A 21,777-nucleotide genomic window follows, 5' to 3' on the forward strand; every position below is an offset into this window, starting at 1 on the left:
CTCCCGGACAGCGGAAGAGCGGCACCACGTGGTTCATCGGAGTGGGCTCCCTCCCGGTGGCGGGGAGGGCAAATCTGGGTCGGCGATCCGGCGGATCGCGACGATCTTCGAGATCCATGCGGAAAGGGGTTCGAGGATGACGCCGGTGTCGGTGTCATAGGCGTCGACGATCAGGCCGTGCCCGGCGTACATCCCGACGTGCCGCGGCACCTGCGCAGTCCCCAGCGAGCCGGGAATGAATAGCAGATCGCCCGGCTGTACTTGCTCCAGTGACGAGACGGAGTGGCCGGCGTGGACTTGGCTGATCGTGCCTGCGGGGATGCCGATCCCGGCGGCGGCCCAGGAGGCGAGCATCAGCCCGGAGCAGTCGTAGGCGTCCGGGCCCTTCGCACCCCAGACGTAAGGCTTGCCGAGCTGCCCCAGAGCGAAGCCGACCGCCGCGCGCTGGCGAGCATCCTCCGGCAGCGTGAACCCCGGCGGCAGCTTGGTCGGGTCCACCTGGCCCGGGTCGCGAGGGATGTCGGATCCGCCCTGGTCCGGGCACAGCGTCTTGACCTGTACCGCCTCGGTTCCGCTACTGGGCGGTGTGGCAGGCACTGGGTTGTCCGCGCCGGTCCAGAACCGATCGACGATCGCGGCGGCGGGCGGTTCGCGTGGGGCGTAGCGGTCCGGGAAACCGCTGTGCTGTACCGCTTGCTCCGCTTGCCCTGGTGCCATGGTGTCCCAGCCGGGCAGCGCGATGAGGGCGTCGAGGAACTTGCCGGTGGCGTAGACGGGGTTTAGGATCTGCTCGCGGGTGCCCCAGCCCTGGCTCGGGCGTTGCTGGAACACCCCGAGCGAGTCGCGGTCGCCGTAGTCGAGGTTGCGCAGCCCGGACTCGACCATCCCGGTAGCGACGGCGAGGACCGCGGCCCGCCCGGGTAGCCGGCGTTGCTGGACGACGTCGACGATGGTGCGGGCGATGTCCATCTCCTCGGCGCCCAAGTGCTGCCGGTCGACCACGATCGAGCCGCCGCCCGGGCCGCCCTGATCGCAGCTGCTCAGCTGCACGATCGTCGCGGTCGCTGTGGGGCCGATCATCAGCGCCAGCACGAGGATCGGCAGGAACACCAAACCGCCCAGCGCGCCAGCGACACCGGCGAGCATTCCGTGGGGCTTCATGACGACGTCGCCGGTACGGCGTTAGCGGGGAGCGGGTTCGGCTTCGAAACAAGCTGGGAGTTGGTGTCGAAGATCTGCCGCTCAATCCGGCTCAGCACGGTCTGGACTTTGAGCCCGGTCCGGTTCTCGATCTTCCACAGCGCGCGGCCCTGTCGGTCGTTCGCCCACCCGGTCGTGGCGTCGTGCTCTTTCTCCGACAGTGCAAGGACATCAGCCAGCTCGCTTGCCACGCGGGTCGACTGTCCAAGGAGGACTCGGACCGAGCACAGGGCGAGCAGATCGCGGGCGATGGCGACTTCCTGAGACCCGGTGGCGCCGACGGAGAGAAAGTCGCCGGGCTTGTGACTGACCAGCACCTGGATCTTCCGCTCGGCTCGGGACAGCCGTAGTTCACTGTCCACCGCTTGAACGGCGCGAAGCCCGAGCCGGAGCTGGCGCCAGATCTCGTCGCGGACGACGATCCGCAGCTCCCCGTCCTCCTGCAGATCCGTCGCCAGTGACGACCACGACCCGAGGCAGGTCAGCGCGACGGCGATGGCTTGGTCGCCGCGGGTGCGTAGCCGCGAGAGGTCCAGGCTCTGGATCGGGGCGTCCCAGTCGACGGTGAAGTTCGTGGCCGCGTCGAACAAGCCGGCCAACGGTCCCGAGATCAGGTTGGCCAGCGCGTCGGTGATCGAGCGCAAGTGATCGAGGAACTGGCGGCGGCCGGCGAACCGCAGTTCCTGCCACAGCTGCTCGTCCGGGTCGGCCAGCGCCCGGTGGACGTCGGGGATGGTGATCGGCGTGAGGTGGGTGTAGCCCTCGTGGACGCCGAGCAGCTGCCGCAGTACCGCCGAGAGGGCGGCCTCGTCGGTAACGGTGGGCCGGTAGCCCTGCGCTTCGGCCAGCGCGACCAGCAGCTGCACCCACCGGCCCAACACCCCGTCCAGCTCGTCGCGTTGCCGGTCGGTCGACCAGGTTTCCCAGCGGCCGGCGAGGGGTCCGAGGTCGAGGGCGTTGAGGCAGGCGCTGCTGCCGCGCCCGAGCATGATCGGCGTCACCCCGAGCGCGTTCAGCAGTGGGGTGTATTCGCCTTTGACGTCCCCGGAGATCAGCGTGCGGACGCCGGTGAGCATCATCCGCAGCACAAACGCCACCACCGTGGAGCTCTTGCCGCGGCCGGGTTCGCCGAACAGGACCATGTTCGGGTTGGTGCAGATCGAACGCAGGACGAACTCGACCGGATGCAGGTAGAACGCACCGCCGGAGTGGACGTCGTAGCCCATCCGCGCCCCGACCGCCGGCAATGGACTCGCCGCCAGCAACGGGAACAGCCCGCCGATCTCGTGCGTGCCGGCCTGGTAGACCTGCAGTGGCGCCGCGACCGGCGACCAGCCGTGTCCGGGGCGGGCGAACCCGCGCTGGGGTGCTGCGCGCCGGTTCACGCGGGCGGTGCGGCCGTCCGGGCGTTGGTGCCCTGTTGGTCTCGTGCTGGGCGCGGGTCCGAAAGTGGCGAGCAGCTCCGCGGCGGTCCGTTCGCCGTCGCGGGGGCTCATGACCCGCCGCCGCGCAGTCGGGGCAAGCCCACGCCGACGGGCAGGACAGCGGCGACGAACCCGGCGTCTTGAGCCAGTTCCATCCGCAGGAGCTGGAAGCGGCCGACGATGTCGTTTTCCAGCTTGGCCGCGTGGTCCTCGACATTCCAGGTCTCGGGGATGGTGACCGCGGCGGCGACGGCGAAGCGGACGATGCCGTGACCGGCTGCGACCGCGTGCTCTTGTGCCCGCGCGCCGCCCGCTTCGCGGGCTTCGGCGGCGCCGGAGTTGAAGCCTTTGGAGGATTTCCAGTCCCGCATGACGCCGGTGCGGAACCGCAGCCGGCGCACGGCTTTGCGGGACCGGTGCTGGGACAGGGTTTCGTAGTGGATGGCGAGGCTGCGGCGTTCGCCGGCGGTCTTGACCGCCAGCAGCCCGCTCAGTGATCCGAACACCGTGCCGGCCTCGGGCATCAGCACCGAGTAGGACACCGTGGCGAAGCCGTCGTGGTAGTACGCCCGCGGCGAGGGTGCCGGAGCGTGTACTGGGCCTGCGGTCGCCCAGCGGACACCGATATCGGAGGCCTGGTGGCGGCGCGCGGCGAGGCCTGCGGCGCTGGCCGGGTTGAAGCCGGTGCGGATCGCCACCGCCAGCTCCGGACCGGAGAGCCACGTGACGGTGGTGGCGCCGAGGGACTTGAGCTTGTCCTCGAGCCCGTCCAGCACGCGGTAGAGCACGGCGGCCCGGCCAGCGACCCCGCCCCCAGCAGCGGCGGCGGGGCGGCGGAGGGCGTCTTCGGCGCCGGAGAGGGTGACGAACACTTCGTGCCGGACCGACACCGCCCCGACCAGCCGATCCAGCTCCTCCGATGCCTGGCGCGCGAGCGTCGGGGCACCCGGGACGACGTGTTCGGCGCGCCAGGCGTGGTAGTCGGCGCCGTCGTCGGGGACGGTGCGGACCAGCAGGGTCATCCGGTCGATGACTTCGCGGTGCCCGATCGACAGCAGCAGGTTGCCCAGCCGGTTGGCCAGCCGCTCGCACTGGGCGTCCGAGAGCATCCCGACGCCGGCGTGGGTGAGGCGGGCGGTGGCGCCCCACCGCCCGTCGCCGGTGTCGTGGATCAAGCAGACGCGACCGAGGTCCCGCAGCGGTGGCCCGTCGGGGAACCGCAAGCGGGCCAACACACCGGGCAGATCCGGCTCGTCGAGATGCTCAGCCTGCCCGGCGACGGCGCGCGACTGCCACCGTGACCAGCCCAGTGCGATGCCGGCGCGGTAGAGCAGCAGGTGCCCGAGCCACCGCAGCGCCGGACGTCCGCGGACCGGCACCACGACCAGCGTCGCCGCTGTGGCGCAGGGCGCGGCCAGTATCAGGGCTTGGCCGAAGTGCCCGGACGCGAGCGCGAGGATCACCGGCACGGCCAGTCCCACGCACACGAATGCCTGGACCGGAGTGAGGCCGATGATCCAGCCCGCGCGCTCCTTGCGGGACAGTCCTTTGTAGATCCGGGTCGCGGTGCTCACAGCAGCACCGCGGCTTCCTCGGCCTCACCGGCAGCCGCGCCGCCGCCGTCATCCGGCGGCGGACCGTCCCCGGGCTTCGGCGCCGGCGGAGTCGGCGGGCCGGTGTCGCCGGGTGGATCAGCAGGTGGCGGCTGCCCGTCGTCATCGCCGTCGTCAACAGGCTCGGCCATGCTCGCGCCGCCGACACCGCCTGCGCCCCCGGCACCGTCGGCATCACCGACAGCCGAGTCCGGTGCCTCCACAGCTGGACCGGTTCCCGATCCGTCTACCCCGGAGCTTGAGGAGCCCGCCTCGAGCGCATCGCCGCCGGATGAGCCAGCGTCATCCGTCCTGCGGGAAGCGTCCTCGGGTAGCCCGACGGTCGCGTCGTCCTCGGCGGCGGCCTGGTCGAACCGGTCGACGTTGGCCTGCTCCTGGCCGTCGCCGCCGTCCTCGCCGTCGCCGCTGTTTTCGTTGTCCCCGAACTCTGTGCCGACTTTGTTCCGGAACGCGCCGGCTATCCGCCCGGTGATGCTGTTGGCGCCGTAGGAGTCCAGGCCGGCGTCGGAGAGTTTGTCCCGGAATACGCCCTGCGGGTCGGAGTTGGGGTCGACGAAGGCGAAGAGCTTGAACAGCACCAACGGCACGCACAGCGCGATGAGCAGCACGCCGATGCCGGCCAGGAGCCCGGACAGGCCTTGGGCGCCGCCGAGGATCGCGACGCCCAGCGTCAGCACGTACGCCAGGGCCGGTTTCATCCCGATGGCGACCAGGCCCCAGCGGAAGACTATCCAGTACCACCGCGCGGTCACGTCCGCCACGAGCCCGGCCGCGGCGATGGGTACGGTGGCGACCAGGACGTAGATCGCGGCTTCGCGGAACACCGCCTCGAACGCGAACCCCAACCCGGCGGGGATCACGCCGAACACACCGGCGAGACCGAGCACGACGTTCTTGACCTCGTCGGAGAGCGCGTCGGTGAAGCCGGTCATGTTCAACGCGTCCCGGAAGTTGTCCACCCGCAGACCCGTGGACAGGATCGCTTCGGTCAGCCCGTCGGCGGCGGCGAGGAACGCCGCGAGCACGCTCACGGTGACCGCGAGGGCGATCCCGTACTGGATGGGGCCGGTGATCAGGCGGACGAAGCCCCGCCCGCCGTGCAGAACGGTGGTGATGATCTGCCAGAAGAACATGCCTAGCGCGATGGCCCCGGAGATCCACAGCGTCATCGGCCACAGGATCGACACCGGCCCGTCCGTGGTGGACACCGTGAACAGGGAGAACTGGTCGACCAACTGGAAAGCGGTACGCAGGATGAACAAAGCTGCCGCCCAGGTCGCGGCCATGAGCGGCTCGAGGACCCCGGCCGCGGTCGCTTTGACCCCCGCGCCGGCCAGCCTGCCCAGTGCCTTCAGCAACTCCAGCTCCACGGGCGTCATCGGACGCCGCCCATGTTCAGGGGCCGGTAGCCGGCCGCGACCGATTCGGCGCTGCCCGGCCACGCGGACGCGGCGTAGGCCGCGCGGGCGCCCGGCGCGATCCGCCAGGCGGTGCCGGTCCAGCGCAGGGCCTGACAATCGCCGATGCCCATGCGCGTGCGCTGGCCCTGGTAGTCGAAGCTCAGCTGCCCGAGCGTGCAGACGACGGCGTAGCGGCCCTCGTCGGCGGTGCCCTTGATCAGCCCCTGGGACACGTCATAGGTCACTGTCAGGCCGGGCTTGAGCTCACCGGATCGGATCCCGGCTTCCTCGCGGAAGGACGTCAGCAACGCGAGCGGGCCGCTGCCTTGCGGGGACGGCGCGTGCGGAAGCGCGGACTCGCCGTAGGCCCGCAGGTACGTTGCAGGGTCCCCACCGCGCAACGCGGTCTCGTTGAAGTCGGTCAGCCAGCCCAGCGCACCCTCCGCTGTAGCCGGGAAGCCATCGGAGATCACGCGGTTCGCAATCGGCGCCGGGCGCGGGACGGTGATCGGCGGACCGGCCGTGGCAGTGGTGAGTTCGTGCGGCAGGGCGGCCTCGGGCGGCAGGGTCAGCATGGGACGGATGGCCAGCGCGGTCGCCTCGTCGACCGGTGCCGTGGGTGCCTGCGAGGGCGCAGCGCCGGGCGGAGTCGTCGCCGACGGCGGTGAGGGCGGTGCCGTCGCCTGCCGGGCAACGAGCACGAGCATGACTGCGGCGACGAGCAGGACCGTGATGGTGATCAGGCGGCGCACCCGCGTGCGGGAACGCGGCGATTCGGTGGCGGTGAACATGGCTCAGCCGCCCGCGAAGCTGTTGATCAGCGACCAGCCGATGCCGTAGAGGATCGCGCCGGCGATGGCGCAGAGCATCATGACCACGCCGACTTTCCCGGCGCGGTGATGGTCGACCCAACGGCCGCCGGCCCAGACGATCAATCCGATGAAGAAGCCGGCGACGAGCGCGACACCCGCGCCCCACTTGACGTTGTTGAGCAGCCCGAGGATCTTGTCGCCGCCAACCTCGGGCTGCACTGGTGTCGGATTCGGGATCTGGACGAGCCAGTCGATGACACTGTGCGCGGACATCGCGCCCTCCACATCGCACCGCCCGACGTCACGTCAGGCGGGTCAAGTGGGAGGGCGTTGAAGTTTCTTGTCAGCTGAGCGGCGGGATGGTCTCAGCCGGTGTCCTTGTCGGCGGCGCGGCCGTCGCGACCGTGAGCACGGCGTGGCCATGGAAGGCGTAGGCGGCGTGTCCGCTGTGGCAGGACATGCCAGGACCGGAGCAGCTGCTCGGCGGGCGCGCGAAGCGCCGGCGGTGTCACGTCGGCGGTGACCCCGTGCTCGGCGACGTAACGTTCGTGCGGAAAGAACACCGTGTCGGACAACAGGATGCTGGTGCGACGGCCTGCGGTACCGGCCACGCCCTTCGGCCACCGGCGCGCGCCCACGACAAGCAGTTGCGTCGGCGGAGTCACCGCGGCCGTGCGCACCCACGGATCCAAGCGGGCCAGGACCTGTTCGGCGTGCGCGAGCCCGGGCACCGTAGGTCGAACCACCAGCGCCGGAATCGGTGACGGGCTGCCGACCCGCAGCCACTGTCCCGGTCCGAGCGCCGGGTCGGTCGCCAGCCGCCACGGGTCGTGGCCGATATCGACCACGGTCACGTCGACCCCGCGACCGCCAGGGTGCCAGTACGGCGGCGAGGGGAACAGCACCGGCTCGACGCCGGTTTCGGACATGTCGAGGCGGGCAAGTATCGCGCGGGCGCGCCGGGCGAACCGGATACCTGCCGTTGGGCCGGGCCCGTCCCGCCGCGGCCCATCGGCCCGCGCAGCACGTCCGAGTCCGGATCGGACGGGATCGCCGGCGTCGACGAGCAGGACCGACCGGCCTGCCAGCTGGAGCGCATCGGCGATCGCGACAGCGGTGCTCGTGGCCCCGGCTCCGGGAGAAGCGGCCAGGACCGGCAAGACTTGGCCGAACGGCGACCAGTCGACCAGCTCGACCACCTGCTCAGCGGACGTGGCCGGCCGCCCCTCGTGGTCCGTCGAGTCCACACGGGAGTCAACGTCCCCGGGGAAGTTGTCGGATGTGGTCATGACGGGCCTCCCCTCAGCGGTGTTGGTGCGCCGGTGAAGGGTGCAGCGGTCACAGCGGGACCGTGCTCCAACCCCCTGATTGGGGTGGCGTGGGTTGCTTTCTCTCGACGTTCCGAAGATACTCGCAACAAGCGTGGTGCTTACTCCGATAGTAGACGCAAGCTGCGATGTGTCAAATGCCTGCTGACGGTGTACAGAGCTGCACGCTTACCGATGTCGAGACGCGATGGGGGCGGACCGTGGCACGAGCATCCGAGGACGGATCGAGCCCCGGCGGTGACGATGCCCCCGTCGCCGTGCCCTCGGCTGACCTGCGTTCGCCGATCCCGCGCCGCCGTGCAGTCGACCAGGAGAAACTCACCGTCGCGCTGCTGAACCTGGACACGTTCGCCGAGCGGTTGGCCTACCTGTTCGATAACGCCTCGACTTATTATTTGCTGCGCGGTGACCCGGTCGTCGATCCCGACGCGATCGACCGGCTCATCGCTGAAGGTGACCCGACCTTCCTGACCTTCACCGCGAGGCCTCCGCTGATCGCCCAGTGGGTACGGGACCGGACCGGGTTGCCGCTGGCCGAGCAGGCACTACGCAACTTCAAGGCCGGTATCCGGCAGAACAGCCGCCCCGCGATCACCCGGGCGTTGGCCGAGTTCTGGCGCATCCACCCGAACTTGCTCGACCCCAGCGTCCCGGCGACCGACTTCGCCCCGCCCGACGACGAAATCGCACGCAAGACCCATGAACTGGTGACCGAACTCGGCTTGGTCGGATTCAACGCTCGCGACATCGCCAGCTCGATTGGCGATGCCCCTGACGCCGACCGCAAACAGCTGCTGCAGGTGGTGGAAGGAATCGCGCGAGCCCGCCGCGCCGCCCGCGACAATCCTGCCTCCTGACGTCGCAGATTTACCGGCTCGGCAATCCCGCTTCCCGGAGTTTGCGGTGTGTCGAGCTGATTCTTGCGGCCATCCGCTGCACTCGGCGGTGGGTCAGTGCGTCGCCGACCTCGGCCAGCCAGCGCGTCCTGGCCGCGTCGTCGACATGCAAGCGTTCGGTCTCCGGCCACCATGCCGGGGACTCGGCGTCGTCGCCGTCCTCACCGGACAGATGCTCCGCGGACGGATGTGACAGATGCGCGACAACCGCGGCGATCGCGATCTCGATGTCGACGGCTGTCGCCGTCCCCGGCGGGACATAGACGTAGAGGGCAAGGGTGTGCAGTTCGTCGCGTATCGCGCGACGGATTCGTTCGTCGATGAGCTGCTCGACGATCAGTAGCGCGTCTTCGATCTCGACCAGCTTCTGGGTCAGGCTCAGCGGGGGCGGGCGGCGGTGGGCGAGCAGCACCCGCAGCCGCTTCCACAGGCGCTCGATCGCGGCGTCCCGGCGCTGAGTGCGGCGCCGGTCGAGCCAGTCGAACAGCCGCCGGGTCGCCGCGGCGAACAGCGACCCGGCGACGAACAGCACCAAGCCGGCGCCGTCGGTGAACACCCCGAAATGAGCCCCACGGGGCGGATGGTGCGGGTCGACCAGCAGCCGCAGTGCGACACCGAGCCGCCAGGACAACCCGACCAGCGACACCGCGACCCCCAGCTGGGCCAGGGCGACGCCGCCGCGCACCCCGGCGACCTCGCCGCGGGCCACCACGGTCAGACCCAGCAGCAGCAGGGCGAGCCAGCCGACCAGGTAGCCCAGGTAGATGGCGGAGTAGAGCTGCGAGGACCAGGTCGGGTTCCGGGGCGAGGCGAAGAAGGACGTGTGCGCCCCGGCCAGCGTGTACAGGGTGACCATCGTTGCCGCGCAGACCACGAAGATCGTGACCACCGCCGGCATGGGCAGACGCAGCTGACCCAGGGTGTGCAGGAACCCGGCGGTGAACACCATCGCCAGCATCGCCAGCACGTTCTGCGCCACGACCGCGGCGTTGTGCAAGCCCGTCAGGCGGTCGATCCAGTCCAAGGTCACCGGCGCCCCGGCGGCCAGGGACAACGCCATACAGGCGATGCCGGCGGTCAGGAAATGCCGGCTGAGCGCGTAACCGCTCCCCCGGTTGACCACCGCCTTGCGGACCGCCTCGACCACGCCCGCGGCCGCGGCGCCGAGCCAGAGGAGCGAGACCGCGTCAAGCATCGGCGCACAGGTGCCGTCGCGACCCGAACGCCGCCCGCAGAGCCGTCCGGCCCGGCAGCCGATCGCGATGGCGCGCCGCCCCTGTGTTCACGTGTTCGCGCAGCAGGCACGCGAACTGCTCGGCTTCGACCTCCCATCGGTCGTCGGGGTGTGTGCGGCGTCCGCAGGCGTAGGTGCCGGGATGGCCGAGGATCCAGTGCCCGATCTCGTGGAAGGCGATGTGCGCGGCGTGCGCCGGTACTGCTTTCGCCACCACCGTCAGCCAGCACTCCTCACGCGAGCGCGCCAGCAGCCCGCTGGCCCCGCCGCGCCTCAGCGGCATTCGCCCCAGGACCACGGACATGCCCCGTTGCTGTCCCAGCGCGTCCAGGAAGGCCCGCAGTTCGAACGGATGACGGATCGGCAGGGCGCTGATGATGGTTTCGCAGCGCCGGATGAACTCCTGATCCCCATGCTCGGTCGTGCTCACTTTCACCCCTGTGTGCCTTCGACGTTTCCAGCCGGCCCCCGCCGGCACCGCTTGCTCGCCCGCCACCGTCGATGATCTTCATCGCGGCTGTTCAGGGCGTTGGAGCCATAGTGACGGACACGCTCCGCAACCAACGCCGCTTCATGCCACATTCGGGCCACATGCCGGCGCTGCGGGGTCCACATTCTTGTCCACATGTCCCGCCGGACCCTCTTGACCTGCGTCATTCACAGCCAGTAGCCAAGTGGGTATGGTTCTGGAAGCGGGGGGCGCTGCGGCGCAGGTGTCGGGAACCGATCCGGCGGATGTGGCGTGGTCGTTCAGTCACCTCGATCCGGCCGTCGCCGAGACCGCCTACGACACGCTGGGGGCGATCCGGCGCGGGTGTCCGGTGGCGCGCAGCGGGGAGCTGGACGGGTTCGTACTGGTCACCGGGTACGCCGAGATCCGGGAGGCCGCACGTGCCTCGGATCGGTTCAGTGCCTGCGTCGACGGGCTGGGTGCGGCCGCGGTGGTCACCGAGATGCGGGATGCCGTCGCGCCGATGTTCGAGACCGACGAGGACCATCACAACCAGTGGCGGCGACTCCTCCAGACATTCTTCACACCGCCCGCCGCGGCCACGCAAGCGCAATACGTGCGGGCAGTGTGCCGGGAAGTACTGCAGGAGCTGATCCCGCACGGCGCTGCGGATCTTGTCGGCGCCTACGCCCGCCAGGTGCCGCCGCTGGTGATCGGGCGGGTGCTCGGACTGGCCGAGCTCGAACGCGCGTGGCTGTCCGAGCACGTCCGTGCCCTCGACAGCGCCGAGACGCTCACCGAGGCCCAGCAGGCAGGCCGGACTTATGCCGACTTCCTCCTCGGGCAGATCCACCAGCGACGCACCCACCCGACCGGCGACCTGCTCTCGGTCATGGTGAATGCGCAGGTGGACGGCCGGAACGCCGACGATGACGAGCTGGTCAAGATGACCATGCTGATGGTCGCGGCCGGACACTTGACCACAGCCGACGCCTGCGCCACCGCCATCCTGCACCTGCTCGACGAGCCGGCCCTGCAGCAGCAGGTGTCCGCCGATCCGGCTGATCTGGAGGCGTTCGTGGAGGAGCTGGTCCGCTACGACCCGGCCGTCGCCGCCACCGGACGGACCGTGATGACCGATACCCAGCTCGGTGGCGTACCACTCTCCTGCGGGGACCGGCTGCTGCTGGCGTGGGGCAGTGCCAACCGCGACGAACGGGTCTTCGACGACGGCGACGTCTTCGACATCGACCGCGACCGCGGGGCGCCGCAGCACCTGGGATGGGGTGCCGGTGAGCACCGCTGCCTCGGTCGGCACCTCGCCCGCGTCGAGCTGCGCGTCATGCTTATCGAACTGCTGCGCGCCCTGCCCGGTTTGCGGCTTCAGCCCGGCGTCGCGGTCCGGCGGACCTTCGGGGTCATCCGCGGCGTCGCGGGCCTGCCGGTGCGGTGGGAGCACCGGTAGGCGCCGAGCGGGCCCGGTACCACTCGGCGAGCTCCCGGCGTCCCGCCACGCCCACCAGGCCATAGATCGTGGTCAGCTCGGTCTCGACCGTGCGTACGGAGAAACGCACGATCGTCGCGATCTGCGGATTCTTCAACCCCCGGGCGACCAGCCGGGTGATCGTCCACTGCCGCTCGGTTAACGTCGGCTCCGGTGGGGAGTCGACCTCGTCGAACGCGAGGGCCACGATCTGCTCGTCGTCCAGCAGGCTGCCCTCGAGGTAGGCCGCCGTCGACTCCACCGGGCCGAGCACCAAAGCGATCTCGGCCTTCGCCCGGCCGCGGTGGGACTTGAAGCTGGCCAGGCCGTTATAGCAGACGCCGTGGCGGGCCTGCAGGCTGTCCGAACCGCCGATCCGCCGCGCTGCGCCGACGTAGTCCCCGTCCTTGGCCAGCTCCCAGGCTTTCCTCTCGACCCACCAGATCGGTCCCCACAGGTCGCCGAGAGCGTTCTGGCGCCTCAGTGGCTCGGGGTTGTCGGTCACTGGTTCGGAGCACGCGGGCAGGCCACGCGTCCACTCCGCCCACGTCAGCGCCCACTCGGCGCCGCGGCGGCGGGCCTCGGCCACGCAGCGTTGCGACATCCGGTCCGCCTCGTCCGCCGGCCCGAGTAGCCCCGCCGTCATGGCGTGGAACAGGTCAGCCATGAAGGCCACGCCATCGGCGCCCACGGCGCGGAAACCGGCGCTGGCAGCCGCCAGCTTCGCGAAACCACTGCGCTGCCCGAGAGCCAGGGCTTCGTAGGCGCCCTCGACGAACAGGACTGACGGAGCGTCGTCCTTGCCCGCTTCGCGGGCCAGGCGCACGCATTCGTCCAGGAGGTTCTTCCCTCGGGATTGTTCGCCGAGGGCGATCCACACCCAGCCGGCCATCGCCAGCGCCGAGATCCGCACATCGGAGGCCACCACAGGGCCTTCGCTAAGCAGCTCCTCGACCTGGCGGCAGACCTGGATCTCGGTGGCGAAGAAGAACGGCGCCCGCGTGAGCAGGACATCCACCATGATCGACAACGCCCGCTCGATCAGGCCGTTGTCCGAGCACCATGCCACCGCTGCGGCGATGTTCCGGGATTCGGCGTTGACCAGGTCCAGCCACCGGACCTCCTCCGGCCCGAACCACCGCTCGGCCGCCTGCCGGACCAGCTCGGCAATCCAGCGGCACAGTCGTTCGCTGATCTCGTCCAGTTCGCCGAAGATGCGCAACCTGCGCCGGCCGTACTCACGCAGGAACGTGTGCTGGCGGTAGCGTCCATCGGCGGAGGCACCTTCGATAATCGAGTGCCGCACCAGATGATCCAAGGTCTCCAGGATCTCGCCCTGGTCGATCAACTCATCGGCGCAGACCTGTTCGGAAGCGTCGACAGTGAACCCACCAGTGAAAACGGTCAGCCGCGCCCAAACCCGTTGCTGCTGCGGCGAACACAGGTCCCAGGACTCGGTGATCGCGATGTCGAGCGCGAGATGATGCGAGGGCACCCCGCGCGCACCGGGACCGTACTTCAGCGACGCGCCGCCTTGCAGGCGATCGAGGACCACTGCCGGCGCTCGCCCCCGGCCAAACTGGGCCGCGATGAGTTCCAACACCAGCGGAATACCTGACGACCAGCGGACCAGGTCGACGATGACTTGCCAGTCGTCCCGTTCGGTCAGTGGCCGTCCGGCTGCGGCGGCGCGGTCGGCGAGCAGCTTTACCGCGTCACTGTGCTCGGCCGCCGCGCGATCGGCGCCCTCGGAGGGGGTCGCCAGGGGACCCAGGTGCACCCGGTGCTCTCCCTGGACATCCAGGTAGGCGCGGCTGGTGGCGATCACCTGCACCATGACGGTTTCGGTGATGATCCGGTTGACCAGCTCGGCAGCCGCGTCCAGGACTTGCTCGCAGTTGTCCAGCACGATCAGCACGCGTCGGTTGCGGAGGTGCTCGATCAGAACGTTCACGGGGTCGACGTTCGGCTGATGATGCGAGATACGCAAGGCTGCAATGAGCAAGTTGCAGATTCGCCGCTCGGCATCCGGCATGCTGGCCTGCGCGCCGAGTTCGGCGAGGCGAATGAACACCGATGCGTCGTAGTGCTCATTCATATGCACGAGCAGTTCGCCCGCTAATCGCGTCTTCCCGACGCCGGGTGATCCGGTCAGTGTCACCGCGCGGTCGCCCGCGTTCAGCCGATCGCACACCTCGGCCAGTTCACGGGATCGCCCGAAGAATGTCGTCAGTTGAACACCAGCGGGCGGTTGTCCGGCCGGTCTGCGAATGCGCTTATCCACCGCAATGGATGCGGTAACGCCAGCCTGCGCCGACCGCGGGTTTTGCCCGGCTATCGATGTCCTGCACTGTCCCCTCCTCACGCCAGCGCACCCGTCCGCCCGACCGGCGGACGGCACTCACTCGGCTCGTGACACCCTCCGTGGCAGATGTCGTACCACCTGTGGCCTGCGAAGATCGACTACTTAACAACCAAACACCCGATCGGGTTAATCGTCAACACGCTGTCCGCCAAGAAGGACCGTCAGGCCGCGAAGGACCGTTTCACTCATCCGACAGAAACCAGAAGACACCAAGGCGGGCGACAGGGTTGCCAGCAGCAAGCATGCGCCAAGGCATCCTTAACGCTACGAACTCATACGACTACCTCCCGCAACCTATCGCAGCACAAGCGGCATATCCGAAATAGTTTCCCGACAAGACCGCCACAACTGTTTGCACTTTCTTGCGGAGCCGGTTACTGTTCTCCTCAGCAAGGCAGACTAGTGCTCCACCCTGGGGAGGCGTGGAATCCAGCACGGTCCGCCCGACAATAGGGGCATTCTCGTGTTTCCATCCTCCACGTCATGCCGGACGCAGATCGCTCGCGGACCGCCGGCAGCGCAAGCTCAACAGTAGCGCAGCTTACGCGTCCGATAGTGTTTCGGACTTCTCGATCAGAGAACTCCACTACCGGCATCACACGGCCGGTCTTGTGGTCCCTTGACGTCTCCGCTCAGCCCCTCTTCGCGTAACCCTGGCTGCGGCACGAGGCACGCCCTTCAGCGCGCCCGTCGATCACCCGACGCAAAGCTGAATGGCTTTCCCTTTTCTCACAAGGAGAAACCTCGATGCACAGCCGTCTTTGGCATGCCCTCGCCGCGACCGCGGCCCTACTCGCCTCCACCGTGGCCACCGCCGTCGCGGCACCCAGCACCCCCGCCGGCGACACCAGCGACCGCGCGCCCATCGCCGGAAACATCCCAGCCTGGGCCACCCCACGCACCGAAGTCGCCCACACCAACGGAAACACCGTCCGGCACATCCAGGTAGCCCTGGCACTGCGCGACCAGGCCGGCGCCGAACGCCTCGCCGCGCAGCTGGCGACGCCGGGCAGCGCCGAGTACGGAAAGTTTCTTTCCTCGCACCAGTTCCTCGACCAATTCGCCGCCACGCAGGACACCGTCGACCAGGTGTCGCACTGGATGGCCACGCAGGGCCTCCACGTGACCGGGGTCAGCGCCAACCGCCACTTCGTCGACGCCGAAGGCCCAATCACCGCGCTGGAGTCGGCGTTCGGGACGAGGATCGCCGCCTTCCGGACCCGGATCGACGGCGCCACCCGCACCCTCACGGCCCCGGCATCGCCGGTCACCGTGCCGATCTCGCTGCGCGCGTCGATCACTGCCGTGCTCGGCCTGGACGACAGCGCCGCGCTCCTCAAACCCCAGCACACCCGACCAGCCGCGACTGCGGCGGAGCAGCACTGCGCGCGCTGGTGGGGCGAGCAGAACAACACCGACGTCCCGCAGAAGTACCCGGCCGGGTCCCAGTCCAACGCCCTCTGCGGCTACACCGGCACCCAGGTGCGCGCGATGTACAAGCTGAGCAACGGGAACACCGGGGAGGGCACGACGATCGGTGTCGTCGGCGCCTACAACTCCGACACCGTCGTGGCCGACACCAACCAGGCCGCCGCCCAGCTCGGCGTCCCGCCGCTGACCGACGGCCAGTACAGCGCGGTTCTACCCCAAGGCGGGTTCACCGACGCGACCGAGTGCGGCGCCGAGGGCTGGAACGCCGAGCAGACCCTGGATGTGCAGGCTTCCCACACCATCGCCCCGAGCGCGAAGATCCGTTACTACGCGGGGAAAACTTGCAAGGGCACCGGGATCTACGAGGCGTTCAACCGGGCCGTCACCGACAACGCCGTGGACGTGATCAGCAACAGCTACGGCAACGCCGACGGCGAAGCGTCCTTGCCGCAGGCGGCGCGGGATCAGTTCAACAGCATGGCGCTGCAGGCGGCGATCCAGGGCCAGACCATCACCGTGTCCACCGGCGACGCCGGCAACAACTCCGGCGCCGTCGGCCACGCGACCGCCAGCTTCCCGTCGTCAAGCCCTTGGGTCGTGGCGGTCGGCGGCACCAGCGTCGGCCTGGACCAGAACAATCAGCCCACGGTGCTGACTGGGTGGGAGAACAGCGGCAACACCCAGTCCGGCACCGCCTGGTCGCCGCAGCGGGACGCGGACGGGCCGTTCGCCTCCGGCGCCGGCGGCGGCACCTCTGCGCTCTACGACGCGCCGGACTGGCAGGCCGGCGTCGTCCCCGGCAGCGGTGGCAAGCGGGCGGTGCCGGACATCGCCGCTTTGGCCGACTCCTACACCGGGATGCTGGTCGGGCAGACCATCGAGGGCCAGTTCGGGATCGGCTCCTACGGCGGCACCTCGCTCGCCTCGCCGCTGATCGCCGGGCTCGTCGTCGACGCCCAGCAGGCCCGCGCCGGTAACGCCCGGGCCGGGCTGCTGACCCCGGTCCTCTACAGCCTGCGCGGGTCGAGCGCGATCGCGGACGTGGTGCCGCAGAAGGCCGGGGTGTGGACGCCGATGATGCACGCCTTCGGCGGCGTCGCCGTCCCCGGCGGGCAGGGCAGCTACCTGATCGACTTCGACGCCCGCCCGCAGAATCTGCAGAGCGCCCCGGGCTGGGACAACGTCACCGGCCTCGGCACCCCCGCCAACGGGTTCATCGGCGCGCTTTCCCAGTAACCACAACTTCTTTTCGCGGCAGGCCCGCTTGAGTGCGGGCGGGCCTGCCGCGGCCTCCATCGACCTTTGAGGAAGGACTGTTCCATGTCCGAGATGCCGCAGCCGGCGCCGAACAGGTGGTGGGTGCTCGCGCTCTGGCTGGCCGGGATCGCGCTGGTCGGCACCGTGGGTGTACTGCTCGCGCCATCGCGGCCCGCGCCCGACGCCGCGAACGTTGCCGATCAGGCGGAGCTGGGAGTCGAGCTGCACGCCCCAGCTGTGGCGGCCCGCACGGTCCCGAACCTTGCCGAGCTGCCGGAAGCCAGCACCTTCAGCACCGTGCCGGCCGCTCCGCAGGACGTGACAGCTGAGGAGGCACCGGACGGGCAGCTCATGCACCCGACCGAGCCAGTGCCGGTGTTCGACCGGCCCGGCGGGCCGGCCATCGCCGTCCTGCCGACCACGCAGCTCGGGTCCGACACGTGGGTGCCGGTGATCGCCGACGAACCGGGCTGGGTGCAGGTGCTGCTGCCGTCGCGGCCCAACGGCTCCACCGGCTGGCTATCCACCCAGGACAACACGCTCACCGTCCGGTCGACGACCGACCGGATCGTCATCGACCGGGCCGCGTTCCGACTCACGCTCTACCGCGATCACCAGCAGATCGGCAGCTGGAGCGTCGGCGTCGGCACGCCGGCTGCGCCGACCCCGGCCGGGCGGACGTTCGTGCTGGCCTCGATGACCGACGCGAAACAGAAATTCAGCCCGGTGATCTTCCCGCTCGGGATCCACTCGGCAACCTTCTCCACCTACGGAGGCGGGCCCGGCACCACCGGCATCCACGGCTGGCCCACCACCGACGTGTTCGGCCGCCCCTCCAGCGACGGCTGCATCCGCGTCCCCACCGACGCCCTCGCCACCCTCACCAATCCCGCCGACCCGGTGCCCATCGGCACCCCGGTCCTCATCCGCTAACCCAACCGCACCACCACTTCTGGAGAGACCAGCCATGAACACCACTCGCAACGCCCTCGCGGCCGCCGGAGCCGGCGCGCTCCTCATCGGCACCCTCAGCACGTTCGCGTCCAGCTGCACCCCCGCGACTGCCGCGCCGCCCGCCCTCGCGGCGGCCGCGACGACGTCGACAGCGACGGGGATCTCCGTCTCCGGCGGAGAGCACCTCTCGGCCAGCCCGAGCGTGTCCAGCAGCGGCGCGATCAAGTCCGCCGGCGGGTCGGTGTCCACGCCGAGTGGCGCGGTCGTGGCCAGCGGCATCAGCCTGGAGGCCGGCGCCGGATTCGCCGAAGCCCGCGTCACGTCGGTGCGGGTCGGCGGAACCACCGTCGGTCCGTTCACCGCGACCTGCCGCAACGGCGCCATCACCACCAGCGCACCCAAGAGCGGCAGCGGCAACCTGAAGGTCTCACCCGGCGGGCACGGCACCGCCGGGGTCATCACCGTCACCACCAGCACCGCACCCACCCGCACGAACGAGTCCGGGGCACCGAACAAGCCGACCTCAGGCACGGCGATCACGGTGACGGTCGCGACGGTCAGCTGTGGCGCCGGCACCCCTCCGCCGCCGACCGGCAACCCGCCCAGCGGCACGCGCCCCGCGCCGCCGCACAAGCCCGGCGCCCCCGGGACCTCTCGGCCGGGTGTGCCGGGCCAGCGGCACCAGCAGGGCGACAACCCGGGTGACCGGACCGCACCCAAGCCGCAGCCCAAGCCCGGTCACGTCGCCGTCACCGGCTGACCACCACCAGGCCGCGCGGGCCCGCAGACCCCAATCCCTCCGTCGCGGGCCCGCGCACCCCTTCCGCTTCCCATGTCCCCGCCGGGCGGCCTCCCCACGCCCGCACAACTCAACCGATCCGACTCGCCCACCAGGGGAGATTCCCATGTCCACGCTCGTTTTCAGCCACCCCAGCAACGACCAGCTCGACGCCGTGTCTTCCGAGAACGTCCGGGCCGTGCACTTCGTCGGCTCGCTGCCCGCCGCCCTGACCGGCGACTACCGCCAGATGATGCAGTGGTTCCTCGACCACACCCCCGACACGACAATGACCGGGCTGCCGTGCGACCCGGACCCGCGGTGGATCATCGACTGGCTCGACGGCCTGGCCACCGTCGACGCGCTCGAACCCGTCCGGACCGGCAACTCCGCCGACTACGACGACATGCCGACCTACCGCCTCAAGCACGGACGCTGGCTGGAATCCGACGATCTGTCCCTCGGCCGCGCCATACACACCGACGCCGTCATGGCCGCCCGCGCCCAGCTGCACGACGACCGCGACTTCCCACCGCACCAGGTGTCGATCCCGAACCCCTACGACCTGTCGCTATTCACCTTGGGCAGCCCCGCCGCCGCGGTCACGCACCTGCCGGTGTTCCGCCAGGCCGTGCTCGACGACGTCCACACCATCCACCGCCAGCACGGCAGCCAAGTCGTCTTCCAACTCGAGACCCCCGCCGTCCTCGCCACGCTGGACCGCACCCCACGCCCGCTGTGGCCCGCAGCGGTGCGAGCGCTGGCCAAGCAGGTCGCCCGGATCTTCGCCGACGGCGCCCGCGAGGCAACATGGCGCATCCATCTCTGCCACGGCGACCTCGGCCACCAGCCGCTGTTCGAGCTGACCGACCTCGTGCCTGCCGTGCAGTTCCTCAACGCCCTGCACAAGCAGCTACACCGGCTGCGGATCCCGATGCCCGCCGCGCACATCCCGATGTGCACCGGCACCCAAGTCCCGTCGACAGATCCGCGGTTCTACCGGGCGCTGCGACACCTGCGCCGCGACATCGACGTCATCGCAGGCCTCGTCGACGAGACCCACCCCAAAGACTCCCGCACCGCACTCGGACTGGCCGAGACCGAACTCGACCGACCGGTGCTCGCGGTCGCCGCTGCCTGCGGCTACGGCCGCCGGCTCGTCCCCGACGCCGTCGCCAACGCCGTCCTGGCGTGCGAACTCGCCCATCACACGACCGACACCCCGGCCCGCTGACCCCACGGAGAGGACTGCCGAGATGGACACCACGACCACGCCGATACCGTCCGCCGCCGGGAACCTGGCCGGCGAAGACGAGGCGCTCAAACCGATCCTGCGGGCCGGGATCGTGCCGACCCGCGCGCTCTCCGGTGGCCGGATGCATCTGCCCGGGGGCACGACACTCGCCCCGCAACGTCACAACACGACCGAGACGGCGATCGCGATCATCAGCGGCCATGTCGCCGTCCTCTCCGGCAACGCCATGCAGGCCTTCCATCCGCAGGCCGGCGACATGATCTATATCCCCGCGACCCTGCCGTATGCGGTGGTCAACCTGAGCAACAACGCCTCGGTCCTCGCGCTGGTCTTCCGCACCGACCCCGGCTTCGACACCGACGTGCACCGCATGCCCGAGCTCGACCCCGCCGTCCGCGACCAGATCCCCGACCTGCGCCGCGCCCACCACAAGGCCCTGCTGACCCGGCGCAGCGGCCGCGCCCGCCGCACCTGACCCTGCTCTCGCCCTCCGTCCAGCACCACGCCACCCGCCGACCAGACCCGTTCGGCGCCTCCCCGTCACCTGGCGTACCACACCAACCGGCTCGATCAGGAAGACGTCATGCGCACCTGGATCACCGACACCGCCCGCGACCTACTCGATCACCCGCCACCCGGCGGACCGGTCACGCTCGACGAGATCGCCGCCTGCGCGGGCATCACGACCCGTCAGCTGCGGGCCTACTACGGCTCGGTCGAGGTCATCGTCGCCAACATCCCCGCACGCCCGAGCCAGATGGGGCGGTGCTGACGATGCGCTGGAAGAACCTCTACCTGCGCGGCGTCGGCGCCGCGCTCGGCGACCTCGTCGCCGTCGAAAGCCTCGAGACCGGGCGCACGCTGCATGGGGCGACCAGCCAGCGCGCCGTGTCGATCGCCCGCGGCAGTACCGGCATGGACCTGGCCGTCCGCGCCGGCCGCAACGCCCTCGCCAGCATGGCCATGACCACGACCGGCCCGCTGCCCGCACCGGACCTGCATTTCCACGCCGCGATCTGGCGCGGCAGCCGCGGCATCGACTTCTGGTCCCGTGCCGCCTACGTCCGCTCCCGCCTCGGCCTGCCCGCTGGCCGCGGCATCGCCGCCGAGCTCAACGCCATGAGCAACAGCCTCGTCGGCGGCATCGACATCTCAGCCCGGGTGTTGGCCGGCAGCCCCGACCTCGGCACCGTGCTGCTCACCGGCGGCGAGACCTTCGGCCCACCCGCCTTCGACCACCTCACCGCAGACCACGGCATCGCCTACGGCGACGGCGGCTCCGCCCTCATCCTCGGCCGCCACCCCGGCTACGCCACCATCCTCGCCACCAGCTCCTACACCGACCCCACCCTCGAACAACTCCACCGCGGCAACCACCGATTCGCCCCCGCCGGTACCACCGAACTCGGCGTCGAGCGCATTCGCGAGCGGAAGCGCCAATACACCGATACCGTCGGTGCCGCCTCGGTCAACCGCCGCAACCACGAGGGCGTTCGCGCCGTCATCGACGAAGCGCTCCGCGACGCCGACCTGTACCTCGACCAGGTCCGCTGGGTGCTCCTGCCGCACTACGGACGGCACCTGCTCGACATCCACTGCCTGCAACCGCTCGGCATCGCCGCCGAACGCACTCTCTGCCACGCCGGCGACCAATGGGGCCACATCGGCCCCAACGACCAGATCGTCGGCCTCGCTCATCTACTCACGCGTGGCGCGGTGGTCCCAGGCGACCACGTCGCGTTGCTCGGCATCGGTATTGGCATGACCTGGACCGCCGCGGCTCTCCGCATCGACGCGGTGCCGCCGAGCCTGGGTGTTCTCGCCCCGCCTTTGCGCTGGCCTTGGCGCGCGCCGGCCGACGCGAAGCGTTGACCAGCGTCTGGCCCTTCACGCCCA

General features: G+C 70.1%; 19 protein-coding genes. 9 read left to right on the plus strand and 10 right to left on the minus strand.

Annotation, left to right across the window (positions count from 1 at the left end; genetic code table 11):
• Window positions 1-33: 33 nt before the first annotated feature.
• The 7 genes from ACWDN5_RS26350 to ACWDN5_RS26380 form a co-directional block, all read right to left on the minus strand.
• Window positions 34-1,146 (minus strand): C40 family peptidase, encoded by a 1,113-nt coding sequence (locus ACWDN5_RS26350; protein ID WP_449678155.1) that lies wholly within the window; start codon window positions 1,144-1,146, stop codon window positions 34-36.
• An 11-nt stretch (window positions 1,147-1,157) separates the two neighbouring features.
• On the minus strand, window positions 1,158-2,696 hold the full coding sequence (locus ACWDN5_RS26355; RefSeq protein ID WP_449678156.1) for an ATP-binding protein: 1,539 nt from the start codon (window positions 2,694-2,696) through the stop codon (window positions 1,158-1,160).
• The gene (locus ACWDN5_RS26360; RefSeq protein ID WP_449678157.1) at window positions 2,693-4,198 is read right to left on the minus strand and encodes an SCO6880 family protein; all 1,506 of its coding nucleotides are present in this window, start codon (window positions 4,196-4,198) and stop codon (window positions 2,693-2,695) included. The genes ACWDN5_RS26355 and ACWDN5_RS26360 overlap by 4 nt, the downstream gene beginning before the upstream one ends.
• Window positions 4,195-5,679 carry a hypothetical protein gene (locus ACWDN5_RS26365; protein ID WP_449678158.1) on the minus strand — a complete coding sequence of 495 codons (1,485 nt, stop codon included), beginning with the start codon at window positions 5,677-5,679 and terminating at the stop codon, window positions 4,195-4,197. Before ACWDN5_RS26365 ends, ACWDN5_RS26360 begins: the two co-directional genes overlap by 4 nt.
• Window positions 5,613-6,428: a hypothetical protein gene (locus tag ACWDN5_RS26370; protein ID WP_449678159.1), complete on the minus strand. Its 816-nt coding sequence runs from the start codon at window positions 6,426-6,428 to the stop codon at window positions 5,613-5,615. The genes ACWDN5_RS26365 and ACWDN5_RS26370 overlap by 67 nt, the downstream gene beginning before the upstream one ends.
• A 3-nt stretch (window positions 6,429-6,431) precedes the next feature.
• The gene (locus ACWDN5_RS26375) at window positions 6,432-6,722 is read right to left on the minus strand and encodes a hypothetical protein (protein ID WP_364254856.1); all 291 of its coding nucleotides are present in this window, start codon (window positions 6,720-6,722) and stop codon (window positions 6,432-6,434) included.
• Between the two features lie 92 nt (window positions 6,723-6,814).
• The gene (locus tag ACWDN5_RS26380) at window positions 6,815-7,738 is read right to left on the minus strand and encodes a hypothetical protein (protein ID WP_449678160.1); all 924 of its coding nucleotides are present in this window, start codon (window positions 7,736-7,738) and stop codon (window positions 6,815-6,817) included.
• Window positions 7,739-7,977: 239 nt separating this feature from the next.
• On the opposite strand from ACWDN5_RS26380, the gene ACWDN5_RS26385 reads away from it, so the two are divergent.
• A complete protein-coding gene (locus ACWDN5_RS26385) occupies window positions 7,978-8,634 on the plus strand; it encodes a hypothetical protein (protein WP_449678161.1) in 657 nt (218 codons plus the stop codon).
• Window positions 8,635-8,644: 10 nt separating this feature from the next.
• Here the strand turns inward: ACWDN5_RS26385 and ACWDN5_RS26390 are convergent, their stop codons facing one another.
• On the minus strand, window positions 8,645-9,868 hold the full coding sequence (locus ACWDN5_RS26390) for a hypothetical protein (protein ID WP_449678162.1): 1,224 nt from the start codon (window positions 9,866-9,868) through the stop codon (window positions 8,645-8,647).
• Window positions 9,861-10,337 carry an ImmA/IrrE family metallo-endopeptidase gene (locus tag ACWDN5_RS26395; RefSeq protein WP_449678163.1) on the minus strand — a complete coding sequence of 159 codons (477 nt, stop codon included), beginning with the start codon at window positions 10,335-10,337 and terminating at the stop codon, window positions 9,861-9,863. The genes ACWDN5_RS26390 and ACWDN5_RS26395 overlap by 8 nt, the downstream gene beginning before the upstream one ends.
• A gap of 250 nt (window positions 10,338-10,587) precedes the next feature.
• Between ACWDN5_RS26395 and ACWDN5_RS26400 the strand changes: the two genes are divergently transcribed.
• Window positions 10,588-11,823 (plus strand): cytochrome P450, encoded by a 1,236-nt coding sequence (locus ACWDN5_RS26400; RefSeq protein ID WP_449678164.1) that lies wholly within the window; start codon window positions 10,588-10,590, stop codon window positions 11,821-11,823.
• Here the strand turns inward: ACWDN5_RS26400 and ACWDN5_RS26405 are convergent.
• Complete coding sequence (locus tag ACWDN5_RS26405) at window positions 11,777-14,125, minus strand: ATP-binding protein (RefSeq protein WP_449678165.1); 2,349 nt, start codon at window positions 14,123-14,125, stop codon at window positions 11,777-11,779. The genes ACWDN5_RS26400 and ACWDN5_RS26405 overlap by 47 nt on opposite strands.
• 828 nt (window positions 14,126-14,953) lie before the next feature.
• On the opposite strand from ACWDN5_RS26405, the gene ACWDN5_RS26410 reads away from it, so the two are divergent.
• The 7 genes from ACWDN5_RS26410 to ACWDN5_RS26440 all read left to right on the plus strand — a co-directional run bounded on the left by ACWDN5_RS26410 (window position 14,954) and on the right by ACWDN5_RS26440 (window position 21,753).
• Window positions 14,954-16,873 carry a S53 family peptidase gene (locus ACWDN5_RS26410; protein WP_449678166.1) on the plus strand — a complete coding sequence of 640 codons (1,920 nt, stop codon included), beginning with the start codon at window positions 14,954-14,956 and terminating at the stop codon, window positions 16,871-16,873.
• 84 nt (window positions 16,874-16,957) lie between these two features.
• Window positions 16,958-17,827 carry a L,D-transpeptidase family protein gene (locus ACWDN5_RS26415; RefSeq protein WP_449678167.1) on the plus strand — a complete coding sequence of 290 codons (870 nt, stop codon included), beginning with the start codon at window positions 16,958-16,960 and terminating at the stop codon, window positions 17,825-17,827.
• Window positions 17,828-17,861: 34 nt separating this feature from the next.
• Window positions 17,862-18,608 (plus strand): hypothetical protein, encoded by a 747-nt coding sequence (locus tag ACWDN5_RS26420; RefSeq protein WP_449678168.1) that lies wholly within the window; start codon window positions 17,862-17,864, stop codon window positions 18,606-18,608.
• A 145-nt stretch (window positions 18,609-18,753) separates the two neighbouring features.
• Window positions 18,754-19,860 (plus strand): hypothetical protein, encoded by a 1,107-nt coding sequence (locus ACWDN5_RS26425; protein WP_449678169.1) that lies wholly within the window; start codon window positions 18,754-18,756, stop codon window positions 19,858-19,860.
• 22 nt (window positions 19,861-19,882) lie between these two features.
• Complete coding sequence (locus ACWDN5_RS26430) at window positions 19,883-20,356, plus strand: cupin domain-containing protein (RefSeq protein ID WP_449678170.1); 474 nt, start codon at window positions 19,883-19,885, stop codon at window positions 20,354-20,356.
• A 108-nt stretch (window positions 20,357-20,464) separates the two neighbouring features.
• A complete protein-coding gene (locus ACWDN5_RS26435; protein WP_449678171.1) occupies window positions 20,465-20,653 on the plus strand; it encodes a hypothetical protein in 189 nt (62 codons plus the stop codon).
• A 2-nt stretch (window positions 20,654-20,655) separates the two neighbouring features.
• Window positions 20,656-21,753 (plus strand): 3-oxoacyl-[acyl-carrier-protein] synthase III C-terminal domain-containing protein, encoded by a 1,098-nt coding sequence (locus ACWDN5_RS26440; protein ID WP_449678179.1) that lies wholly within the window; start codon window positions 20,656-20,658, stop codon window positions 21,751-21,753.
• Window positions 21,754-21,777: the final 24 nt, after the last annotated feature.

This window comes from Amycolatopsis sp. NPDC003731, assembly GCF_053586895.1.